The organism is Streptomyces sp. DT2A-34, assembly GCF_030499515.1.
In the GTDB taxonomy this organism is placed as follows: Bacteria; Actinomycetota; Actinomycetes; order Streptomycetales; family Streptomycetaceae; genus Streptomyces.
In genome coordinates, this window is the sequence record NZ_JASTWJ010000001.1 from 4182328 (window position 1) to 4203966 (window position 21639).

At 69.9% G+C, this 21639-nt stretch carries 18 protein-coding genes and 1 pseudogene; 11 read left to right on the forward strand and 8 right to left on the reverse strand.

Annotated elements, in window-relative coordinates; translation table 11 throughout:
• Nucleotides 1–17: 17 nt before the first annotated feature.
• Nucleotides 18–1853, reverse strand: coding sequence for a hypothetical protein (locus QQM39_RS18445; protein WP_301998010.1), 1836 nt, complete (start codon nucleotides 1851–1853; stop codon nucleotides 18–20).
• Between the two features lie 187 nt (nucleotides 1854–2040).
• Between QQM39_RS18445 and radA the strand changes: the two genes are divergently transcribed.
• Nucleotides 2041–3450 carry a DNA repair protein RadA gene (gene radA, locus QQM39_RS18450; RefSeq protein ID WP_301998011.1) on the forward strand — a complete coding sequence of 470 codons (1410 nt, stop codon included), beginning with the start codon at nucleotides 2041–2043 and terminating at the stop codon, nucleotides 3448–3450.
• 81 nt (nucleotides 3451–3531) lie between these two features.
• Nucleotides 3532–4656, forward strand: a complete 1125-nt coding sequence (disA, locus tag QQM39_RS18455) for a DNA integrity scanning diadenylate cyclase DisA (protein ID WP_062703690.1) — start codon at nucleotides 3532–3534, stop codon at nucleotides 4654–4656.
• A gap of 142 nt (nucleotides 4657–4798) precedes the next feature.
• Here disA and QQM39_RS18460 read toward each other — a convergent pair whose 3' ends face one another.
• The gene (locus QQM39_RS18460) at nucleotides 4799–5620 is read right to left on the reverse strand and encodes a hypothetical protein (RefSeq protein WP_301998015.1); all 822 of its coding nucleotides are present in this window, start codon (nucleotides 5618–5620) and stop codon (nucleotides 4799–4801) included.
• 197 nt (nucleotides 5621–5817) lie between these two features.
• Here QQM39_RS18460 and QQM39_RS18465 point away from each other — a divergent pair.
• The 6 genes and pseudogenes from QQM39_RS18465 to cseC form a co-directional block, all read left to right on the forward strand.
• Nucleotides 5818–6131 (forward strand): annotated as a pseudogene (locus QQM39_RS18465) (hypothetical protein); the annotation flags it as partial.
• A gap of 536 nt (nucleotides 6132–6667) precedes the next feature.
• Nucleotides 6668–7624 carry an A/G-specific adenine glycosylase gene (locus QQM39_RS18470; protein ID WP_301998017.1) on the forward strand — a complete coding sequence of 319 codons (957 nt, stop codon included), beginning with the start codon at nucleotides 6668–6670 and terminating at the stop codon, nucleotides 7622–7624.
• A 354-nt stretch (nucleotides 7625–7978) separates the two neighbouring features.
• Nucleotides 7979–8518: a SigE family RNA polymerase sigma factor gene (locus QQM39_RS18475; protein WP_003999062.1), complete on the forward strand. Its 540-nt coding sequence runs from the start codon at nucleotides 7979–7981 to the stop codon at nucleotides 8516–8518.
• A 128-nt stretch (nucleotides 8519–8646) separates the two neighbouring features.
• Nucleotides 8647–9285 carry a hypothetical protein gene (locus QQM39_RS18480; RefSeq protein WP_301998020.1) on the forward strand — a complete coding sequence of 213 codons (639 nt, stop codon included), beginning with the start codon at nucleotides 8647–8649 and terminating at the stop codon, nucleotides 9283–9285.
• Between the two features lie 125 nt (nucleotides 9286–9410).
• Nucleotides 9411–10115, forward strand: a complete 705-nt coding sequence (gene cseB / locus QQM39_RS18485) for a two-component system response regulator CseB (protein WP_301998022.1) — start codon at nucleotides 9411–9413, stop codon at nucleotides 10113–10115.
• Nucleotides 10004–11557 (forward strand): two-component system sensor histidine kinase CseC, encoded by a 1554-nt coding sequence (cseC, locus tag QQM39_RS18490; RefSeq protein ID WP_302003625.1) that lies wholly within the window; start codon nucleotides 10004–10006, stop codon nucleotides 11555–11557. Before cseB ends, cseC begins: the two co-directional genes overlap by 112 nt.
• 425 nt (nucleotides 11558–11982) lie before the next feature.
• Here cseC and QQM39_RS18495 read toward each other — a convergent pair whose 3' ends face one another.
• A complete protein-coding gene (locus tag QQM39_RS18495; protein ID WP_301998024.1) occupies nucleotides 11983–13575 on the reverse strand; it encodes an MDR family MFS transporter in 1593 nt (530 codons plus the stop codon).
• 129 nt (nucleotides 13576–13704) lie between these two features.
• Between QQM39_RS18495 and QQM39_RS18500 the strand changes: the two genes are divergently transcribed.
• The gene (locus tag QQM39_RS18500) at nucleotides 13705–14292 is read left to right on the forward strand and encodes a TetR/AcrR family transcriptional regulator (RefSeq protein ID WP_301998025.1); all 588 of its coding nucleotides are present in this window, start codon (nucleotides 13705–13707) and stop codon (nucleotides 14290–14292) included.
• Between the two features lie 13 nt (nucleotides 14293–14305).
• On the opposite strand, the gene QQM39_RS18505 is transcribed toward QQM39_RS18500, so the two are convergent.
• Nucleotides 14306–14923: a M23 family metallopeptidase gene (locus QQM39_RS18505; protein ID WP_301998027.1), complete on the reverse strand. Its 618-nt coding sequence runs from the start codon at nucleotides 14921–14923 to the stop codon at nucleotides 14306–14308.
• Nucleotides 14924–15420: 497 nt separating this feature from the next.
• Here QQM39_RS18505 and QQM39_RS18510 point away from each other — a divergent pair, with 497 nt between their 5' ends.
• The gene (locus tag QQM39_RS18510) at nucleotides 15421–16056 is read left to right on the forward strand and encodes an HAD family acid phosphatase (protein ID WP_301998029.1); all 636 of its coding nucleotides are present in this window, start codon (nucleotides 15421–15423) and stop codon (nucleotides 16054–16056) included.
• Between the two features lie 78 nt (nucleotides 16057–16134).
• Here QQM39_RS18510 and QQM39_RS18515 read toward each other — a convergent pair whose 3' ends face one another.
• Nucleotides 16135–18660, reverse strand: coding sequence for an ATP-dependent Clp protease ATP-binding subunit (locus QQM39_RS18515; RefSeq protein ID WP_301998031.1), 2526 nt, complete (start codon nucleotides 18658–18660; stop codon nucleotides 16135–16137).
• 432 nt (nucleotides 18661–19092) lie between these two features.
• On the opposite strand from QQM39_RS18515, the gene QQM39_RS18520 reads away from it, so the two are divergent.
• On the forward strand, nucleotides 19093–19800 hold the full coding sequence (locus QQM39_RS18520) for an SCO3374 family protein (protein ID WP_301998033.1): 708 nt from the start codon (nucleotides 19093–19095) through the stop codon (nucleotides 19798–19800).
• A gap of 32 nt (nucleotides 19801–19832) precedes the next feature.
• Here QQM39_RS18520 and QQM39_RS18525 read toward each other — a convergent pair whose 3' ends face one another.
• From QQM39_RS18525 to QQM39_RS18535, 3 genes are all read right to left on the reverse strand, one after another.
• Nucleotides 19833–20168, reverse strand: a complete 336-nt coding sequence (locus QQM39_RS18525) for an Lsr2 family protein (RefSeq protein ID WP_030959275.1) — start codon at nucleotides 20166–20168, stop codon at nucleotides 19833–19835.
• A gap of 225 nt (nucleotides 20169–20393) precedes the next feature.
• Complete coding sequence (locus QQM39_RS18530; protein ID WP_301998039.1) at nucleotides 20394–20957, reverse strand: amino-acid N-acetyltransferase; 564 nt, start codon at nucleotides 20955–20957, stop codon at nucleotides 20394–20396.
• A 9-nt stretch (nucleotides 20958–20966) separates the two neighbouring features.
• Nucleotides 20967–21536 carry a BlaI/MecI/CopY family transcriptional regulator gene (locus tag QQM39_RS18535; RefSeq protein WP_301998041.1) on the reverse strand — a complete coding sequence of 190 codons (570 nt, stop codon included), beginning with the start codon at nucleotides 21534–21536 and terminating at the stop codon, nucleotides 20967–20969.
• Nucleotides 21537–21639 lie beyond the last annotated feature (103 nt).

Below are 21639 nucleotides of genomic sequence, written 5' to 3' on the forward strand. Positions count from 1 at the left end.
GACCGGCCACCGGCGTACTACGACGTACCCAGGCTCGGATCGCCGCTGCCGCTCGGCGGCGGCGTCGAGCCCCCCGGATCGGACGGGCCGGACGGGCCGGACGGGCCGGAACCCGACGGCGACGGCTCGCCGGCCGTGGGCGACGGATCGGGCGACGAGGGCGGCGGCTCGCTGGGCATGGGGTCGGGCGGAGCCGAGGTCGTCGGCGTCGGATCAGGCCCGGAGGACGAGGGCGGTGGGCTGCCGGGCGTCCCGGGATCGGTCGGATCGCCGGGATGGGTGGGGTCGGTGGGATACGGGTCGGGGCCTGGTCCCGGGCTGTGACCTGGGCCGGACGGGCCGGGGGCGGTGCCGTAGCCCTCGATGGAGACGAGGGCGCCGGCGGGTGAGATCGCCACGCGCGCGCTCCAGTGCCCGGACGGCTCGCGCAGATGGTCGACGTACACCTTGATCGTCAACGACTCGCCGGGCGCCAGCGTTCCCGCCGACTGGCTCAGATAGAGCCAGTGCGCACCGGTGGTCGCGGACCAGCGCACCGGCGTGCGCCCCGTCGCCGTGAGGGTGACGAGCGTGGTGTCGCCGCTGTGGCCGGCGGACACCTCCAGGCGCCCGGCGCCCGCCCCGCGCGCGCCGCCGACGCTGATGACCTCCACGGAGACGTCAGGTTGGTCGCGATCGCCGAAACGGTCACCGCGCTTGGCGCTCGCGCTGCCGGCGTTCTCGTAGCCGCCGTCCGCGGCGTCCCCGTCGAGGGTGCCCGGGCCGTGCGCCTCGCTCGCGCTGGCCGAGTGGCCGTCGACGCCCTCGCCGGTCGGGGTGGCCCGGTAGGCCGCCCACAGGGCGAGGACCGGGGCGGCGACGACGGTGGCGACGACGGTCGTGGTGACGGCACGCGCGCGTAGCCGGTCCCTGCGGGCGGCGCGGTCCTTCGGGTCCATCGGGAAGCCACGCCGGTCGAAGCGCGGTACGGCGGCGCCACGCGCGCGTGGGTGGTGCGCGAGGGCCATGTGCAGGGCCGCGCGGGGCGCCTCCAGGACCGGCAGTTCGGCGGGGGTGACGGCCGCGCCGGGCCACCGGCCGGGGATGGCGCGCTCGGCGGTACGGCGGCAGCGCGGGCAGTCGTCGACGTGCCGGATGAGCTCGCGGCGCAGGGCCGTGCCGAGCACGAGCTGGTTGTCGCCGGTGAGCCGGGCGACGCTCGGACAGGCGCCGGTCTCGACGACGGCGAGGGCCGCGCGCGTGCGTTCGACCTCGCAGGCGGCGGAGGCGAGCAGTTCGCGGGCGGCGGCCACGTCCATGCCGAGGACGGCGGCGACCTCGTGGGCGGCGAGGTGGTGGCGTACGGCGAGTTCGAGTGCCTCGCGCTGCTCCGGGGTGGTGCCGGCGGCCTCCGGCCAGGCGAGCAGGGCGAGTTCGCGGCGCCGCTGCTGCTGGACCTCCTCGGAGCCGGGCGGGCGGGAAGCCGGCGCTCCCGCCTGCGTGCCCGTCTGCCGATGGGCGCCGGGCCGGGTCGCCGTATGGCTGCCCGGACGTTTCTGCTTGGCCTCGGCCAGCTTGCGCAGACACGCCCAGCGGGCCAGCGCGTACAGCCAGGGCCGCCGGTCCGCGGCGGCTTCCGGCACCCGCTGCCCGCGCCGCTCGGCGAGCGCGAGGGCGTCGCCGAGAGCCGCGGTCGCGGTGTCGTGGTCGCACAGGACGGACAGGCAGTAGGTGAACAGCCCGTCCAGATACGGCTCGTAGCGCGCGGGCGGCCGCTGCGCCAGCGTTCGCGCCGCCGCCCGATCACGCGCCTCGCGGTGCGCTCGATGGGCGCCGGCGGTGCGGGTCGAGGTTTCCGGACTGCTGCTCATCATTGGTGGACCGTAGGGGGCTGCGAGTGGCGCCTTCTCCCTGCTTGAGCTCTTTTACTCCGTACGGGTGAAACGATCCCTCAAACGGGGACAGGAGCACGGGATTCCGTGACTTGTCCATGGCGAGACGGCCAGGACGAGGCGCTTCCGCCGCACGGCGTTGTCAGTGGGCTCGGTTACGGTTCATCGCATGGCTGCCCGTACCAAGACCACGAAGGACCGCCCTTCCTACCGCTGCACGGAGTGCGGCTGGCAGACGGCCAAGTGGCTCGGCCGCTGCCCCGAGTGCCAGGCATGGGGGACGGTCGAGGAGTACGGCGCGCCCGCGGTCCGTACGACGACGCCGGGGCGGGTGACGACGTCCGCGGTGCCCATCGGGCAGGTCGACGGCCGGCAGGCGACCGCGCGGTCCACCGGCGTGCCGGAGCTGGACCGCGTCCTCGGCGGCGGACTGGTGCCCGGCGCGGTGGTCCTGCTCGCGGGCGAGCCCGGCGTCGGCAAGTCCACGCTGCTGCTGGACGTGGCGGCCAAGTCGGCGAGCGACGAGCACCGCACGCTCTATGTCACCGGCGAGGAGTCGGCGAGCCAGGTCCGGCTGCGCGCGGACCGCATCGGCGCCATCGACGACCATCTGTATCTCGCCGCGGAGACCGATCTGGCCGCCGTCCTGGGCCACTTGGACGCGGTGAAGCCGTCGCTGCTCATCCTGGACTCCGTACAGACCGTGGCCTCCCCGGAGATCGACGGTGCGCCCGGCGGCATGGCACAGGTCCGCGAGGTGGCCGGCGCCCTGATCCGGGCCTCCAAGGAGCGCGGGATGTCCACGCTCCTTGTGGGCCACGTCACCAAGGACGGCGCCATCGCCGGACCCCGCCTCCTCGAACACCTCGTGGACGTAGTGCTCAGCTTCGAGGGCGACCGGCACGCGCGCCTGCGTCTCGTGCGGGGCGTCAAGAACCGCTACGGCGCGACGGACGAGGTCGGCTGCTTCGAACTGCACGACGAGGGCATCACGGGCCTCACCGACCCAAGCGGACTTTTCCTGACCCGTCGCGCCGAACCGGTCCCCGGCACCTGCCTGACCGTCACCCTGGAGGGCCGCCGCCCCCTGGTGGCCGAGGTCCAGGCGCTCACAGTCGACTCCCAGATCCCCTCGCCCCGCCGTACGACGTCCGGTCTGGAGACGTCCCGCGTCTCGATGATGCTGGCCGTGCTGGAGCAGCGCGGGCGGATCAGCGCGCTCGGCAAGCGGGACATCTACTCCGCGACGGTCGGCGGAGTGAAGCTGTCGGAACCCGCGGCGGACCTCGCCGTCGCCCTCGCGCTCGCCTCCGCCGCCAGCGACACCCCCCTGCCCAAGAACCTCGTCGCGATCGGCGAGGTGGGCCTCGCGGGCGAGGTCAGACGGGTCACGGGCGTGCAGCGCAGGCTCGCCGAAGCACACCGGCTCGGCTTCACGCACGCGCTCGTGCCGGGCGACCCGGGCAAGGTCCCCGCGGGCATGAAGGTGCTGGAAGTAGCCGACATAGGGGACGCCCTCCGGGTCCTTCCGCGCTCGCGTCGTCGAGAGGCCCCACGGGACGAGGAGGAGCGCCGGTAGACTTTGCCCTGGTCTCGCCCGTCCGTACGAACCGAGTGTGCGAAACGGGAGCGCCCCAGAACCTGCGACCGGAGGAGTGCAGTGGCAGCCAACGACCGGGTAGCAGCTCCCGGAAAGTCCGGTGGGAGTGCCGGTTCCGATGGCCTGATGCGCGCCTCGCTGAGCGCGGTCGCACCCGGCACGGCCCTGCGGGACGGACTGGAGCGAGTGCTCCGCGGCAACACCGGCGGGCTCATCGTGCTCGGCTTCGACAAGACGGTCGAGACGATGTGTACGGGCGGATTCGTCCTGGATGTCGAGTTCGCGGCGACGCGTCTGCGGGAGCTCTGCAAGCTCGACGGCGGCATCGTGCTGTCGTCCGACCTGTCGAAGATCCTGCGGGCGGGCGTGCAGTTCGTGCCCGACGCGACGATCCCGACGGAGGAGACGGGCACCCGGCACCGCACGGCGGACCGGGTCAGCAAGCAGGTCGGCTTCCCGGTCGTGTCGGTCTCCCAGTCGATGCGGCTCATCGCGCTGTACGTCGACGGCCAGCGCCGCGTCCTGGAGGACTCGGCGGCGATCCTGTCCCGCGCCAACCAGGCTCTGGCGACCCTGGAGCGCTACAAGCTCCGCCTGGACGAGGTCGCGGGAACGTTGTCAGCGCTGGAGATCGAGGACCTGGTGACGGTCCGCGACGTCTCCGCGGTCGCCCAGCGCCTGGAGATGGTGCGCCGTATCGCGACCGAGATCGCCGAATACGTGGTGGAGCTGGGCACCGACGGCCGCCTTCTGGCGCTCCAGCTGGACGAGTTGATCGCGGGCGTGGAGCCCGAGCGTGAGCTCGTGGTGCGCGACTACGTCCCCGAGCCGACGGCCAAACGCTCCCGCACGGTCGACGAGGCGCTGTACGAGCTGGACGCCCTCACCCACGCCGAACTCCTGGAACTGGCCACCGTCGCAAAGGCGTTGGGCTACACGGGATCCCCGGAGGCACTGGACTCGGCGGTCTCCCCGCGCGGCTTCCGCCTCCTGGCCAAGGTGCCGAGGCTGCCCGGCGCCATCATCGACCGCCTGGTGGAGCACTTCGGCGGCCTGCAGAAGCTGCTCGCCGCCAGCGTGGACGACCTCCAGACCGTGGACGGCGTGGGCGAGGCCCGGGCGCGGAGCGTGCGGGAGGGGCTGTCGCGGCTGGCAGAGAGCTCGATCCTGGAGCGGTACGTCTAGCAGGCCTGTCCAGGTCCAGTAGGTCTGAAGGGGCGCGGGGCTGTCATCGACATGCGGCCACCGCCGCGTGGGCGCGACCAGCCACGACGGCGCCGCAGACGCGGACAACCGACGCCCCATCGCGGCCCCTTCAGCGGAGCGCCTAGTCGTTCTCCAGCACGAACGACGTCTGCGCCGTCCCGAACCCGGGCGTCTTGGCCTCCACCAGATACGTCCCCGGCTCGGCCGATCCCGCGGCAGGCGTCGCACACTGCGGAGCGCTCGCCTGGCGGTCCCACTTCACCGTGTACGTGATGGCCGAACCGGCGGGCACCCGGAACACCAGGCTGCCGGAGACCTTGGGGCAGTCGGCGGAGGACCAGAAGTCGTCCTCGGCTCCCGCCTGAGTGATCGTCACCACCGAGTTCTTCGGGCCGAGATCGATCTTGCAGTCGTAGCTGGAGGTGTTCGTCGCGGTCAGCAGCAGGGCGGGCGTCTGGCCGGGCTCATACGCGTTGTGCAGGCTGCTCACCGTCACCTTCACCGCGCCCGCGATGCAGTCGCTCAGCGTGGAGCCCGCGGCCACCGTGTCGTCCACGCCGACACCGGTACCCGAGCCTCCGCCCGCGGAGCCACTGCCCGAGCCGTCCGACCCCGCGGAGCCGTCACCCCCGGCCCCCGTGCCGGACCCTGAGCCGTCACCGGAACCCGACCCGCCGGAGTCCCCGCCGCCGGGCGACTCGTCCCGCCCGCCCGGCGCCTGACTGATCGCCGGCCCCGAAGTGGACGGACCCGGCGTGATCGTCGAGGGCTCGGGATTCTTGCCGTCGGACCCGCCCGCGTCGTTCTTGCCGCCTCCGCCGCCCGAGGTGAGCACCCAGGTGGTCAGCAGCGCCAACACGGCGACCACGGACAGCATGACGACCCTCCGGCGCCAGTAGATGGAGGAGGGAAGCGGCCCGACAGGATTGCGCAGAGATCCCACGGCGCAAACTGTACGAGAGATCGGTGCGTCAGCTTGCTCCACCCGCCGCCGAAGTCCGCAACTTTTCCGGATCATCATCCCGGAAGCCACCCGTCACCTGCTCCGCGACGGCCACCCCACCCTTGTCTTCCGTCAGATGCGGCACCTGTCGATCGCAGGGTGTGACGGTATCGGCCCGCCGCCTACGGTCCGTGACCATGGGCTTCGAGGACGCCGAGCTGTGCCGGGACATCACCGGCTTCGCCCGCGACACCCCAAGGTGGGTACAACACACCGCCGAGATATGGACGGAGGCCGGACTGCCGCTGTTCGCCGCGCTGTTCGTCACCACCTGGTGGCGAGCCAGGCGCGACACCGCCCGAGCGTTCGCAATCGCGTCCCTTGCACCTCTGGCCACGGTTAAGGCGTACCTCTGCAGCCACCGCGCCACCATCGCCGGCGCCGCCGCCGTCACCCTGGCCCTGACCACTACCCGCACGACGTCGCGGAGGGCCTCGCCCTCGGCGCGCTGGCGGAGGGCCGAGTCACCCTCCCCCAAGACTCCGACAAGCTCCGTCCCCGGACCCCCATCGCCCGTACGCCCGCGAGCGGTTGCGCCCGGGCCGGCTCGCCCAGGGTGGCGCGCACCCCGGCCCGCACCATCGCCTCGTAGGCGGATCCCCGTGCGAACTGCTCATCTTCAGAAGGGCGTTGGGACGAGCCGACCCTGGGGATCACGTCCTTGGCGACCAGCCGTCCCGCCGACGAGCACGACGCCCGCGCCGCCCGCGCCCGCGAGCGCGGCGTGACGGCGGGCCGCGCGAAGACGCCGAGCGCCGGGCCGTAGGAGACGGTGAACAGGGCGGGGCGACGGCCAGACTCAGTGCGGCCGTCAGCCCGAGGGCCACCAGGCAAAGACAGAGGCAGAGGCAGAGACAGGTCAGCGAGGTCTGGGAGCCGCAGGCCCCGCCAACCGCGACCCACCCCAACCACCAGCCACCAGCCACAACGCACCGGCACCCGCACCTACCCACCCGACCGCCACCGGCATGGCAGGATCGGAAGGCCATGACTGCGCCCACGAAACCCCCGCACAGCCACCCCGCCGACGCCGGCTCGGACGCCCCTCTCACTCAGCCTCTGCAAGAACTCGCTCAGCCTCTGCAAGAAACCGTCATCGACTGGTTCGACGAAAACGCCCGCGACCTCCCCTGGCGGCGCCCCGAGGCCGGCCCCTGGGGGGTGATGGTCAGTGAGTTCATGCTGCAGCAGACGCCCGTGAACCGCGTCCTTCCCGTCTACGAACAGTGGCTCGCCCGCTGGCCCCGCCCCGCCGACCTGGCCAAGGAGGCCCCCGGCGAGGCCGTGCGCGCCTGGGGCCGGCTCGGCTACCCGCGCCGCGCGCTGCGGCTGCACGGCGCGGCCGTCGCCATAGCGGAACGGCACGGCGGGGACGTACCGACCGACCACGCCCAGCTCCTCGCGCTGCCCGGCATCGGCGAGTACACGGCGGCCGCGGTGGCCTCCTTCGCGTACGGTCAGCGGCACCCCGTACTGGACACCAACGTCCGCCGGGTTCTCGCCCGCGCCGTCACCGGCGTGCAGTACCCGCCGAACGCGACCACCGCCGCCGAGCGCAAGCTCGCCCGCGCCCTGCTCCCCGACGACGAGCGCACCGCCGCGCGCTGGGCCGCCGCCTCCATGGAACTCGGCGCGCTGGTGTGCACCGCCAAGAACGAGTCGTGTCACCGCTGCCCGATCGCCACGCAGTGCGCCTGGCGGCTCGCGGGCAAGCCGGAGCACGACGGCCCGCCGCGCCGGGGCCAGACGTACGCCGGTACCGACCGCCAGGTGCGCGGCAAGCTGCTCGCCGTACTCCGCGAGGCCCACACGCCCGTCCCGCAGGCGGCCCTCGACCGGGTGTGGCACGAGCCGGTGCAGCGCGCCCGCGCTCTGGACGGGCTGGTCGCGGACGGTCTGGTGGAGCCGTTGCCGGGCGGGATGTACCGACTGCCGCTGACCTGATGCCCGCCCTGGCCGGCAAGGGCGGCAAGGAAGGCGGACTGACGCACAGTCACATCACAGCCGTAAGGTCTCCGCGACACACCACACACAGCGGTCGCACGGCCGCCGCACGGCCATGACCCCACCAAATCACCCCATACCAACCCCAACCGATCGACCGTTTTACCCCTTTCCTGATTCCGTTACACAACCGACGGACAGCCGAGCGCTAGCCGCAGGCTGCTTCGGACAGCCCCGTGACAACGCCTCCGTAGCTTCATTTCCGTACCCGACAGGCGGGGACGACTACGAACCACAGGCAGTGAGACCGACGGCGAACGGCCGGCCGGACACGGGGAATCGGAGGCGGTCAACATGGCGCAGGGAGAGGTGCTCGAGTTCGAGGAGTACGTCCGCACCCGGCAGGACGCGCTGCTGCGCAGCGCCCGCCGACTGGTCCCGGACCCGGTGGACGCCCAGGACCTGCTGCAGACGGCGCTGGTGCGGACGTACCACCGCTGGGACGGCATAGCGGACAAGCGGCTCGCGGACGCCTACCTGCGTCGCGTCATGATCAACACGCGCACCGAGTGGTGGCGGGCCCGCAAGCTGGAGGAGGTGCCGACCGAGCAGCTCCCGGACGCCTCGGTCGACGACTCCACCGAGCAGCACGCGGACCGCGCCCTGCTGATGGACATCATGAAGGTGCTGGCACCGAAGCAGCGCAGTGTCGTGGTGCTGCGACACTGGGAGCAGATGTCCACGGAGGAGACGGCCGCCGCCCTCGGCATGTCGGCCGGAACGGTCAAGAGCACGCTGCACCGGGCGCTCGCCCGGCTCCGCGAGGAGCTGGAGAGCCGCGATCTGGACGCACGCGCGCTGGAGCGTGAGGAGCGGGAGCGTTGCGCGGCCTAGGCACGACAGCGGGCAGGACCGGGCACACGGACAGGACCGGGCACACGGACAAGGGTGAAAGGGACACGGACGGGGATTCCGAGGACGTCGGCCCCGACCGCCCCGGGCCCGCAACCGCCCGGGGAACCTTGCAGGCGGCGTTCACGGCGGTGGCCGTGGTCGTCGCCCTCGCCCTTTTCGCCTCCGCGTGCGCCACCGGCGGCACCGGCGCCCGCGACGAGGGACCGGCGCACGACGCGGCGGGCGGCTCGACCGTCTCGGCGTCGCTCGCGGCGTCGCCCTCGGCCTCGGCCGTCCCGCCCTCGACCTCGGCCGTCCCGGACTCGGCGGAGGCCGTCCGGCTGGTCAAGGCGGACCCCACGGTCTCGGCGGAGGTCAAGCGCGAGCTGAAGCCGTGTGTGTCCGACGACTATCCCGTCGACGTGTCCTACGGCGATCTGACCGGCGGACCGGCGGACGACATCGTGGTCAACGTCCTGTCCTGCGGCGATCAGGTCGGCGTCGCCTCGTACGTCTACCGCGAGCAGCGTGGCGCCTACCACAATGTGTTCAAGGCGGAGGACCCGCCGGTCTACGCGGAGATCGACCGCGGCCTGCTGGTGGTGACCGAGCAGGTGTACGCCAAGGACGACGCGCTGTCGAACCCGTCCAGCGAGTACGTGATCCAATACCTGTGGACCTCCGACCGCTTCGTCCAGAAGTACCGCTCGCGCACCGACTACAGCACTCTCGGCGGTGGTGACGAGCCGGCGGCGCCCGGCAGCTGAGGGCCGCCCGCGGCAGCGGTGAACGCATCGGCCGGTCCACGCGTCCCCCAAGTGGACACGCACGACGCACCCACACATACCTGAGAACATGCGGCACACGGCATACGAGGACTGAGAGCACCGGGATGGCAGACCAGACCCACGTTCTGTTCGTCGAGGACGACGACGTCATCCGCGAGGCCACCCAGCTCGCCCTGGAGCGGGACGGCTTCGCGGTCACCGCCATGCCCGACGGGCTGTCGGGACTGGAGGCGTTCCGGGCGGACCGGCCGGACATCGCGTTGCTGGATGTCATGGTCCCGGGCCTGGACGGCGTCAGCCTGTGCCGCCGTATCCGCGACGAGTCGACCGTGCCAGTGATCATGCTGTCGGCGCGCGCGGACTCGATCGACGTGGTGCTGGGCCTGGAGGCGGGCGCGGACGACTACGTGACCAAGCCGTTCGACGGTGCCGTGCTGGTCGCGCGGATCCGCGCCGTGCTGCGCCGCTTCGGGCATGCCGGCCGCGACGACCGGGCGGACGACGCCGGATCGGCCGCCACCGGCGGGGTGCTGGCCTTCGGCGATCTGGAGATCGACACCGAGGGCATGGAGGTGCGCAGGGGCGGGCAGCCGGTGGCGCTCACGCCGACCGAGATGCGGCTGCTGCTGGAGTTCTCCTCCGCGCCGGGCACGGTGCTGTCGCGGGACAAGCTGCTGGAGCGCGTGTGGGACTACGGCTGGGGCGGGGACACGCGAGTGGTGGACGTCCATGTGCAGCGGCTGCGGCAGAAGATCGGCCAGGACCGCATCGAGACGGTCCGCGGCTTCGGCTACAAGTTGAAGGCCTGAGCGGGGCGGGCATGAGGGGGACCTTTCGACACCCGGCCGCGTCCGGCGCGGGGCACGCGGGCCTCACGGACTCGGCGGACATCGTGGGCCAGGCCGTGATCGGCCGTCCGGGCGCGCACGCGAGCAGACGTACGGGCAGCCGGGTCGCCCTTCGTACGGGCCTGAGGTGGAAGCTGAGCGCGGCGATCGCGCTGGTCGGCGCGCTCGTGGCGATCGTGCTGAGCCTGGTCGTGCACAACCAGGCCCGGGTCTCGATGCTGGACAGCGCGCGCGACCTCGCGGACGAGCGCGTCCAGATCGCCCAGCGCAGCTATGAGCAGTCCAAGCGGCTGAACTTCCCCAACGCCACGATCGACGACCCGGAGCTGCCGGTGGCACTGCGGGAGAAGGTCGAGGAGGGCCGGCGGGCGACGTATGTGACCGACACACCGAGCGGCGCGCCGGACATCTGGGCGGCCGTACCGCTCAACAACGGGCATGTGCTGTCGCTGCGCACCGGCTGGACCGACCGCAGTGAGCACATCCTGAACCGCCTCGACCAGGCCATGATCATCGGGTCCGTCTCGGTCGTGCTCGGCGGCAGCGCGCTCGGCGTGCTCATCGGCGGACAGCTGTCGCGCCGGCTGCGCAAGGCGGCGGCCGCGGCGAACCAGGTCGCGAGCGGGGAGCCGGACGTGCGGGTGCGGGACGCCATCGGGGGTGTCGTACGGGACGAGACCGACGACCTCGCGAGCGCGGTGGACGCCATGGCGGACACGTTGCAGCAGCGGCTGGAGGCGGAGCGCCGGGTCACCGCGGACATCGCGCACGAGCTGCGCACGCCGGTGACGGGACTCCTGACGGCAGCCGAACTCCTGCCCCCCGGCCGGCCCACGGAACTGGTCCTGGACCGGGCGAAGGCCATGCGCACGCTCGTCGAGGACGTGCTGGAGGTGGCCCGCCTGGACAGCGCCTCGGAGCGGGCCGAGTTGCAGGGCGTCATGCTGGGCGAGTTCGTCAGCCGGCGGGTGGCTGCGAAGGATCCCGCCATCGAGGTGCGGGTCATCCACGAGTCGGAGGTCACGACCGACCCGCGGCGTCTGGAGCGGGTGCTGTTCAACCTGCTGGCGAACGCGGCGAAGCACGGCAGGCCACCGATCGAGGTCAGCGTCGAGGGCCGGGTCATCCGGGTCCGCGACCACGGCCCCGGTTTCCCCGAGGACCTGCTCGCCGACGGCCCCAGCCGCTTCCGCACCGGCAGCAGCGACCGCTCGGGCCACGGCCACGGCCTCGGCCTGACGATCGCGGCAGGTCAGGCCCGGGTCCTCGGCGCCCGGCTGACCTTCCGCAACATCCGCCCGCCGGGCGCCCCCGACCATGTACCGGCGGAGGGCGCGGTAGCCGTCCTCTGGCTCCCGGAGCACGCGCCGACGAACACGGGGAGCTACCCGATGCTGCCGTAGGGGACCTACGGACGGCTCATCCGAACGACTTGGAGAATCGGAGAAGTCGAGCTCCCGCCCGCCCGGCGTTCGAGGACGAGACCACGCCGTCCCTGGCCCCCACCCACCCGGTACGGGGCGTCACCTCTCGGCGCCGGTCCAGGCATTTCAGCCCGTCCGACGTTTGAGGACGAGTCCACCCCGTCCCCAGCCCCCCACCCGCCGGGGGGGTCACCTCTCAACGCCGGTCCAGGCAATCCCAGCCCGTCCGGCGTTTGAGGACGAGGCCCGTTCAGGGCCGAAGCGGGGGTCTGGGGGCCGCAGGCCCCCAGGACCGGGGTCGAAGGGGCAGCGCCCCTGGAGGATGGGACGGGTAGGGGCGGCGGGGGCGAAACGAAGAGGGCCCCCGGGCAGAACATCCCCGAGGGCCCCCACGCACCGTCCACTCAGACGGCCTCCACCACCGCGACCTTGGCCGCCGAACCGTCCGCAGCCCCAGCATCCCCCTTCGGCCCCGCCCCCCTGAGCGGCACCTCCTTCACGAACACAGACGCCACCAACGCGACCACGGCGACCACGGCCCCAAGGAGGAACGCCGAGTGCGTACCGGCCGACACCGCGTGCTTGTACGCCTCACTGACAGCATCCGGCAGCTTCGCCAGACTCTTCGCATCCAGCTGCGCCGACTGCTCGGTCACCTTCGCGCCCAGCGCCCCGCCCCGCTCGGCCATGACGTCCTGCACCCGGCTGTTGAACAGCGCCCCCATGATCGCGACACCGAACGAGGACCCGAGCGTACGGAAGAGCGTGGTGGACGAGGACGCCACACCCATGTCCTTCATCTCGACACTGTTCTGCGCGACCAGCATCGTGATCTGCATCAGACAGCCCATCCCGAGCCCGACCACGGCCATGTACACACCGGACGTGAACCGACTGGTCCCGGTGTCCATCAACGACAGCAGATACAGCCCGACGACCATCAGCACACTGCCGACGACCGGGAACACCTTGTACCGCCCGGTGTTCGTGGTCACCCGCCCGGCGACCATCGAGGTGACCAGCATCGCCCCGAGCATCGGCAGCAACAGCAGCCCGGAATTGGTGGCGGAAGCGCCCTGCACCGACTGCTGGTACAGCGGCAGGAACAACGTCGCACCGAACATCACGAACCCGGTGATGAACCCGATCACCGACATCAGCGTGAAGTTCCGGCTGCGGAAGATGTGCAGCGGCACGACCGGCTCCGCCGCCCTGGTCTGCCAGAACACGAACCCGACGAGCGCCGCGACCCCGATCCCGACGAGCTCCATGATCACCGCGGACGTCCAGGCGTACTCCGTACCGCCCCACGTGGTGACCAGCACGATCGCGGTGATCCCCACGGTCAGCAGCGCCGCCCCGAGATAGTCGATCCGCGCCTGCGTCCGCTTCTTCGGCAGATGCAGGACGGCACTGATCGCGGCGAGCGCGACGACACCGAGCGGCAGGTTGATGTAGAAGGCCCAGCGCCAGCCCCAGTGGTCGGTGATGGTGCCACCGACCAGCGGCCCGCCGATCATCGCCAGCGCCATCACGCCGGCCATCATGCCCTGGTACTTGCCCCGCTCCCGCGGCGGAATCAGATCACCGATGATCGCCATGACGCCGACCATCAGACCACCGGCGCCGAGCCCCTGCACCGCCCGGAACGTGATCAGCTGCCCCATGTCCTGGGCCATGCCGCTCAGCGCGGAGCCGATCAGGAACAGCACGATCGACGACATGAAGACGCCCTTGCGCCCGTACATGTCGCCGAGCTTGCCCCACAGCGGAGTGGAGGCCGCGGTCGCCAGCGTGTACGCCGTCACGACCCACGACAGATGCTCCAGACCGCCCAGATCACCCACGATCGTCGGCATCGCCGTGCCCACGATCATGTTGTCGAGCATCGCGAGCATCATCGTGATCATCAGCGCGAGCAGCACAACCCGTACGCTCTTCGGCTGCTTCCCGCCCGGCTCCGCCGCCTCCGGCTCGACTGTCTTCGTGTCCGCCATGATTCCCACTCCCCCGGCCACTTGCTTGCACTTACTTGCCGCCCGGCTAGTTATCTACACTCAGGGGAAGGTAGGCACCTAACTAGCCGGGCGTCAAGTAAGTTTTGTGGAAAGCCGAGAGGTACGAGGATGGGCGGCACCATGGACGGCACCAAGCAGCGGCGCCGCGGGAACACCCGCCAGCGCATCCAGGACGTGGCCCTCGAACTCTTCGCCGAACAGGGCTACGAGAAGACCTCCCTGCGCGAGATCGCCGAGCGCCTGGAGGTCACGAAGGCGGCCCTGTACTACCACTTCAAGACCAAGGAAGAGATCATCGTCAGCCTCTTCGAGGATCTGACGCAGCCGATCGAGGACCTGATCGAGTGGGGCAAGCGGCAGCCGCACACACTCAAGACGAAGCAGGAGATCGTACGCCGCTACAGCGAGGTCCTGGCCGGCGCGGCCCCGCTCTTCCGCTTCATGCAGGAGAACCAGGCCACCGTCCGTGAGCTGAGCATCGGCGAGATGTTCAAGAACCGCATGCTCGGCATGCGCGACATCGTCATAGACCCGGACGCCGACCTCGTCGACCAGGTCCGCTGCATCAGCGCCCTCTTCACGATGCACGCCGGGATGTTCGTCCTGAAGGACCTCGAAGGCGACCCCGAGGAAAAGCGCAAGGCCATCCTCGAGGTCGCCACGGATCTGATCACTCAGGCGCACAAGGGCACCTGAACGGCTCGGTCACTCAGATCTTCAGGCCCTTGGCCCGGAGGAAGGCGACGGGGTCGACCGCGGTGCCGTAGTTGGCGGTCGTGCGGATCTCGAAGTGCAGGTGCGGCCCGCTGGAGTTACCGGTGTTGCCGGACTTGGCTATGTGCTGCCCGGTCTTGACGACCTGGCCGACCTTCACGTCGATGCGCGACAGGTGGGCGTACTGGGAGTAGCTCCCGTTGCCGTGCTTGATGACGACGGCGTTGCCGTACGCGGGACCGTCACCGGCGCCGTTGCCGCCGGCCTTGACGACGGTGCCGCCGTGCGCGGCCACGACCTGGGTACCGCTGGCGACGGCGAAGTCCTGCCCGCTGTGGGTGGACTGCCACATGCCGCCCGCCTGGGCGAAGCTGGCGGACTTCGTGTACTTCTTCACCGGGCTGACCCAGGAGACGGCCTTCTTGGCGGGGGCCTTCTTCGCGGCGGCCTGTGCCTGTACGGCGGCGGAGACACCGGTGGCGGTGGTCATCTCAGCGGCGACCGCGCCTCCGGCGCCCAGCACGACCGAGGCCCCCAGGCCGGCGGCCAGCACAGCGGCACGGTTGCGGATCGAGGACGCACGGGACGAACGGAACGAGAAGCGCGGGGACATTCGAAACCTCATGGGGGGACGACGACAGAGAAGACCACCCGGCGGACAAGTCCTCGCCGAATGGCCATCCCTTGGTAACCCGGCTCCCCTCGAGCCCCAAAACCCCTGATCTACGACGGACGCTAGTACTCCGCCACAAAATTCCCCGGATCTTGACAGAGCACCCAATACGGACGAAGCCGTACTGGCGCCGGAATTCTCCGCCAGGTTTTGAAGCGAACGCCCTTTTTGTCCGGTAGCCCGTTTCCACTATTCCCGCTAGTAACGGACAAATCGCCTGTGCGGCATGTCACCGCCGAGCGCAATCGCGAGACCTCGGAATGTGACGGGCGCTACGCCTCCCCCTCCGCTTTTCCGCAACAAATCCGAGCCCAACTATGTGAGCGACGCCTCAAGTTGAGCTACCGTCCGGTAACCCGCTGGTTCCCCACCAGCCACCCGCACCCACGAACATGCACGCGACAACCCAGCGCACATGACGTGAGAGGACCCCCCACATGACGCTTCGCCCCTGGGCTCGCCGAATCGCGGTCAGCACCGTCTCCGCGGCAGCCCTCGTGGCACTCGCGGTCCCCGCCGAAGCCGCGACGACCGCGACGAGCACCTCCACCACCGCCACCAGCACGGCAGCGGCCGACGATGTCGACTACGACACCTGGCAGAAGGACTGCCAGGCGGTGATGGACCAGGCGCTGCCGTACCTGAAGCAGCGGATCGCGAACACCAGGCCGGGTGAGAAGCAGGCGATCGTCTTCGACATCGACAACACCACCCTGGAGACGGACTTCGGCTTCAGCTACCCGCAGCCGGCCAACGGGCCGGTCCTGGAGGTCGCCAAGTACGCCCAGGAGCACGGCGTCTCCCTGTTCTTCGTGACCGCCCGCCCGGGCATCATCTACTCGGTGACCGACTACAACCTCAAGCACGTCGGTTACCAGGTCTCCGGCCTCTACGTACGCGGCTTCAGCGACCTCTTCAAGGACGTCGCCGCGTACAAGACGGCCCAGCGCGTCGACATCGAGTCGAAGGGCTACACGATCATCGCGAACATCGGCAACAGCGCCACCGACCTGTCGGGCGGCCACGCCGAGCAGACCTACAAGCTGCCGGACTACGACGGGCAGTTGTCGTAAGCCACCCCGTCCTGGGCATGCGAAAGGGGCCGGTGCTGATAAGCACCGGCCCCTTTCTTCGGCTCAACCCTCTGAGGGTCAGGCGTCCTTGCTCAGGTTCGGCCCGGTTCCACCGGCCGCCTGCTCGATCGGCGGGACGTCCGGCAGCGCCGACTTCTCCTCACCGCGGAAGGTGAAGGTCTTGGCGTCGCCCTCGCCCTCGGTGTCCACGACCACGATGTGACCGGGACGCAGCTCGCCGAAGAGGATCTTCTCGGACAGCGAGTCCTCGATCTCGCGCTGGATGGTCCGGCGCAGCGGCCGGGCGCCCAGCACGGGGTCGTAACCCTTCTTGGACAGCAGCTCCTTGGCGGACTGGGAGAGCTCGATGCCCATGTCCCGGTCCTTCAGGCGCTCGTCCACCTTGCCGATCATCAGGTCGACGATCCGCAGGATGTCGTCCTGGGTCAGCTGCGGGAAGACGACCACGTCGTCGACGCGGTTGAGGAACTCGGGACGGAAGTGCTGCTTGAGCTCGTCCGACACCTTGTTCTTCATGCGCTCGTAGTTGGTCTTCGTGTCACCCGAGGCCGCGAAGCCCAGGTTGAAGCCCTTGGAGATGTCCCGGGTGCCGAGGTTGGTCGTCATGATGATGACCGTGTTCTTGAAGTCCACGACCCGGCCCTGGGAGTCGGTCAGACGACCGTCCTCCAGGATCTGCAGCAGCGAGTTGAAGATGTCCGGGTGGGCCTTCTCCACCTCGTCGAAGAGGACGACGGAGAACGGCTTGCGGCGGACCTTCTCGGTCAGCTGGCCGCCCTCTTCGTAGCCCACGTAACCGGGGGGCGAACCGAAGAGACGCGACACCGTGTGCTTCTCGCTGAACTCCGACATGTCGAGGGAGATCAGCGCGTCCTCGTCACCGAAGAGGAACTCGGCGAGCGCCTTGGACAGCTCGGTCTTACCGACACCGGACGGGCCGGCGAAGATGAACGAACCACCCGGACGCTTCGGGTCCTTCAGACCGGCACGCGTACGGCGGATCGCCTTCGACAGCGCCTTGACGGCGTCGACCTGGCCGATGACCCGCTTGTGGAGCTCGTCCTCCATGCGCAGCAGACGCGAGGACTCCTCCTCGGTCAGCTTGAAGACCGGGATGCCGGTCGCGGTCGCGAGGACCTCGGCGATCAGCTCGCCGTCGACCTCGGCGACGACGTCCATGTCGCCGGCCTTCCACTCCTTCTCCCGCTTGGCCTTGGCGGCCAGGAGCTGCTTCTCCTTGTCGCGGAGGGAGGCGGCCTTCTCGAAGTCCTGCGAGTCGATCGCGGACTCCTTGTCCCGGCGGACACCGGCGATCTTCTCGTCGAACTCGCGCAGGTCCGGCGGCGCGGTCATCCGGCGGATACGCATCCGGGAACCGGCCTCGTCGATCAGGTCGATCGCCTTGTCCGGCAGGAAGCGGTCCGAGATGTACCGGTCGGCCAGGGTGGCGGCCTGGACCAGCGCCTCGTCCGTGATGGAGACCCGGTGGTGTGCCTCGTACCGGTCACGCAGACCCTTGAGGATCTCGATCGTGTGCGGCAGGGACGGCTCGGCGACCTGGATGGGCTGGAAGCGGCGCTCCAGGGCCGCGTCCTTCTCCAGGTGCTTGCGGTACTCGTCCAGCGTCGTCGCACCGATGGTCTGCAGCTCACCGCGGGCCAGCATCGGCTTCAGGATCGAGGCCGCGTCGATGGCGCCCTCGGCGGCACCCGCACCGACCAGCGTGTGGAGCTCGTCGATGAACAGGATGATGTCGCCGCGGGTGCGGATCTCCTTGAGGACCTTCTTCAGGCGCTCCTCGAAGTCACCGCGGTAGCGGGAGCCGGCGACCAGCGCGCCGAGGTCCAGGGTGTAGAGGTGCTTGTCCTTGAGGGTCTCGGGCACCTCGCCCTTGACGATGGCCTGGGCGAGGCCCTCGACGACGGCGGTCTTGCCGACGCCGGGCTCACCGATCAGGACCGGGTTGTTCTTGGTACGGCGGGACAGCACCTGCATGACCCGCTCGATCTCCTTCTCGCGCCCGATGACCGGGTCGAGCTTGGACTCACGAGCGGCCTGGGTGAGGTTCCGGCCGAACTGGTCGAGGACCAGGGACGTCGAGGGCGTGCCCTCGGCAGGCCCGCCGGCGGTGGCGGTCTCCTTGCCCTGGTAGCCGGAGAGCAGCTGGATGACCTGCTGCCGCACCCGGTTGAGATCTGCGCCCAGCTTGACCAGGACCTGGGCGGCGACGCCCTCGCCCTCACGGATCAGGCCGAGCAGGATGTGCTCCGTGCCGATGTAGTTGTGGCCCAGCTGAAGGGCCTCGCGGAGCGACAGCTCCAGGACCTTCTTGGCACGGGGGGTGAAGGGGATGTGCCCGGACGGGGCCTGCTGCCCCTGCCCGATGATCTCCTCCACCTGCTGGCGGACCGCCTCGAGCGAAATCCCGAGGCTCTCAAGGGCCTTGGCGGCGACACCCTCACCCTCGTGGATCAGGCCCAGGAGGATGTGCTCGGTGCCGATGTAGTTGTGGTTGAGCATCCGGGCTTCTTCCTGAGCCAGGACGACAACCCGCCGCGCGCGGTCGGTGAACCTCTCGAACATCGTTAATCGCTCCTCAGAGCGGTCAGGCAGTGGGGGGAACTTCCCCTCCCTGTCCTTCCGCAGCTTAGTCCCGCAAGCGGGGACCGCTCATTCCAACTGCCGACACCGTCGATGGCCTCCTGACCCCGCTAACGCCGACATATGCTCCAACCCGATGGTGCGAGACGATGTTCCCGCAGGCCAGGTGGTTACCCTCACCATCAGTACGCCGATGGCGAACGTGAGACCCACTGTCCTGCGTGTCGCCCCCTCCCACTAGGGATGTCTTACCCGCTGGGACTGACACTCCATGCCGCGCCCCCTGGTTCCCTCCGCTACGGGCGAACAACCTTGCGCCACCCCACACCCCCGCACGCCCCCTCTTTCAGCACTCTGCGCATACGTCAGGACACCGAGCGTAACCCGCACGTCCATTCGGCGGTTGCACTTGGCATGTTCGGCACCCGCCTCGCGATCTCCACGGACTCCGCCACCATCCCCTTCCCCCGTCGGCCGCTCGATCCGAGCGATCAGGTCCGCCGGTGGTACGAGAACGAACTGGGCTGGCCGGTGGTGCCCGGGCCGCCGGGATTCCCCCTGAGCCTTCGCGTGGGTCCGCGCTTCGACGTCCTGGACGTCCCCGCTGAGGCGGGCCGCGCGGCACTGCGCCACCTGACGCCTTGCTCCCCGGTGGCCGTCCGGGGCGAGCGGATGCTGCTGCTGATGTCCCCGGGCGGCGCCCAGGAGGTGCCGGGGGTCCTGGACTGGCTGGACTGGGGGACGCTGCCCCTGGACCTGGCGGCGCTCGGCGAGGGCGACCTCATGGAGGCACCCCTGCCACCGGAGCAGGGGCCGGTCATGACCGTACGGCCTCTCGATACGCGATCGACGGAGGCCGTACGACGTCCTGGCGTGCCGGAGCCCGGTGAGGTGCGGCCGCTTCCCCTGGGCCGCTCCGACGCCGTGCAGGGGGCCGCCGTCTGGCTGCGACCCCCCGAGCCTGGGGGCGAGGTCGAGGCCTCGCTGCCGACGCTGTCGGCCATGGGGGGCGGTGGGGGCGCCCCCGATCTGGTGCGGGTTCTGGCCACGGTGGCAACGCAATGCCACCGCCTGCGACTGCGACGCGGGTGCGCCCAGCCTTTCGCCGTCGTCCGTGGATAAGGCGTTGCCTCGGATCAGGCATTGACCTCAGATCAGGCGTTCGCCTTCTCGTAGGCCTCGCGAATGGACGCCGGGACGCGGCCGCGGTCGTTGACCTCGTAACCGTTCTCCTTCGCCCACGCGCGGATCTGCGCGGTGTCCTGGCTGCCACCGGAAGCGGCACGCGCCTTTCCACGCCCGCCCGAAGCACGGCCTCCGGTACGACGACCGCCCTTCACGTAAGGGTCGAGAAGGCCACGGAGCTTGTCCGCATTGGCAGTCGTGAGATCGATCTCGTACGTCTTGCCGTCCAGCGCGAACGTCACGGTCTCGTCCGCCTCGCCGCCGTCGAGGTCGTCGACAAGAAGGACCTGAACCTTCTGTGCCACCGGATTTCCTTTCATCGATAACTTGAGGGCCGGGGGTCTGCGGCGTCCGCCGTTTCGCCGTCCCCTGTTATATGCAGTACTGCAGTACGTCGGAAAGCAAACCGCTTTTGCTGGAAAAACACAAACCCCCGGGAGAGACCCACAGGCCGACCGCGGTCCGGAAACATGCGCGTTTCGGACATAGGGCACCTGGGCAGGGTCACCCGCTGGAATAACGGGCGGCGATCACAGATGCAGAAGCATCCGGCTGTTGCCCAAGGTGTTCGGTTTCACTCGTTCGAGACCGAGGAACTCCGCCACGCCCTCGTCATAGGAACGCAGCAGCTCCGCGTAGACATCGGTGTCCACCGGCGTCTCGCCGATCTCGACGAAGCCGTGCTTGCCGAAGAAGTCCACTTCGAAGGTCAGGCAGAAAACCCGGCGAACGCCGAGCCAGCGCGCGGTGTGCAGCAACTTCTCCAGCAACTGATGGCCGACGCCGGCGCCCTTCAGGCCGGGCTTCACCGCCAGAGTGCGGACTTCCGCCAGGTCTTCCCACATCACGTGCAGGGCACCGCAGCCGACGACCTCGCCGTTGTCGTCACGTTCGGCGACCCAGAACTCCTGGATGTCCTCGTAAAGCGTCACCGTGGCTTTGTCGAGCAGGATGCGACGCTGGACGTACTCGTCAAGGAGACGACGCACCGCCTCGACATCGCCGGTGCGGGCCCGCCGGACGGTGATGGCTTTTGCGGTGACTTCTGGGCTCTCCGCCGAGGAGCTCTCGGCCGAGTGGCTCTCTGCTGACATGAGCGGACGCTATCGCCCGTCGGGCTCCTGCGCCGCGCCGGGGTTCTCACCGCCGGTATCGCCACGGGTATCCGGACTGGTATCGCCGCTGGTATGGGGGGCTGTATCGGTGCCGGTATCGGTACCGCGGGTATCGGTGCCGGGGGTATCGGTGCCGCTCGTATCGGTGGTCTCGGTATCGGCGCTCGTAACGCGGCGTGTATCGGGCGGCTGCGCGGGTTCGGGTGTTTCCGGGCCCTGGACGATGCGTACGGCGTCCCGCAGGGCGTGACGCTGTTCCTCGCTCATCATGCCGAAGAAGGCGACCAGTGCGGCTGCGGGGTTGTCGCTCTGCGACCAGGCGTCGTTCATCAGAGCGGCGGCGTAGGCGGCTCGTGTGGAGACGGCCTCATATCGATAGGCCCGGCCTTCCGCTTCGCGGCGTACCCAGCCCTTCTGATGGAGATTGTCCAAAACGGTCATCACCGTGGTGTACGCGATGGACCGTTCCTGCTGAAGATCTTCCAGGACTTCTCGAACGGTCACCGGGCGGTTCCACTTCCACACCCGCGTCATGACCGCGTCTTCGAGTTCTCCCAAGGGGCGAGGCACACCTCAGGACAATAGTGGGAGATCTCGATGTTTGCGTGCCGAACGAGCGCTCCACCTAGCAAACGGGAACAAAAAGGGCGTACGACTCGGA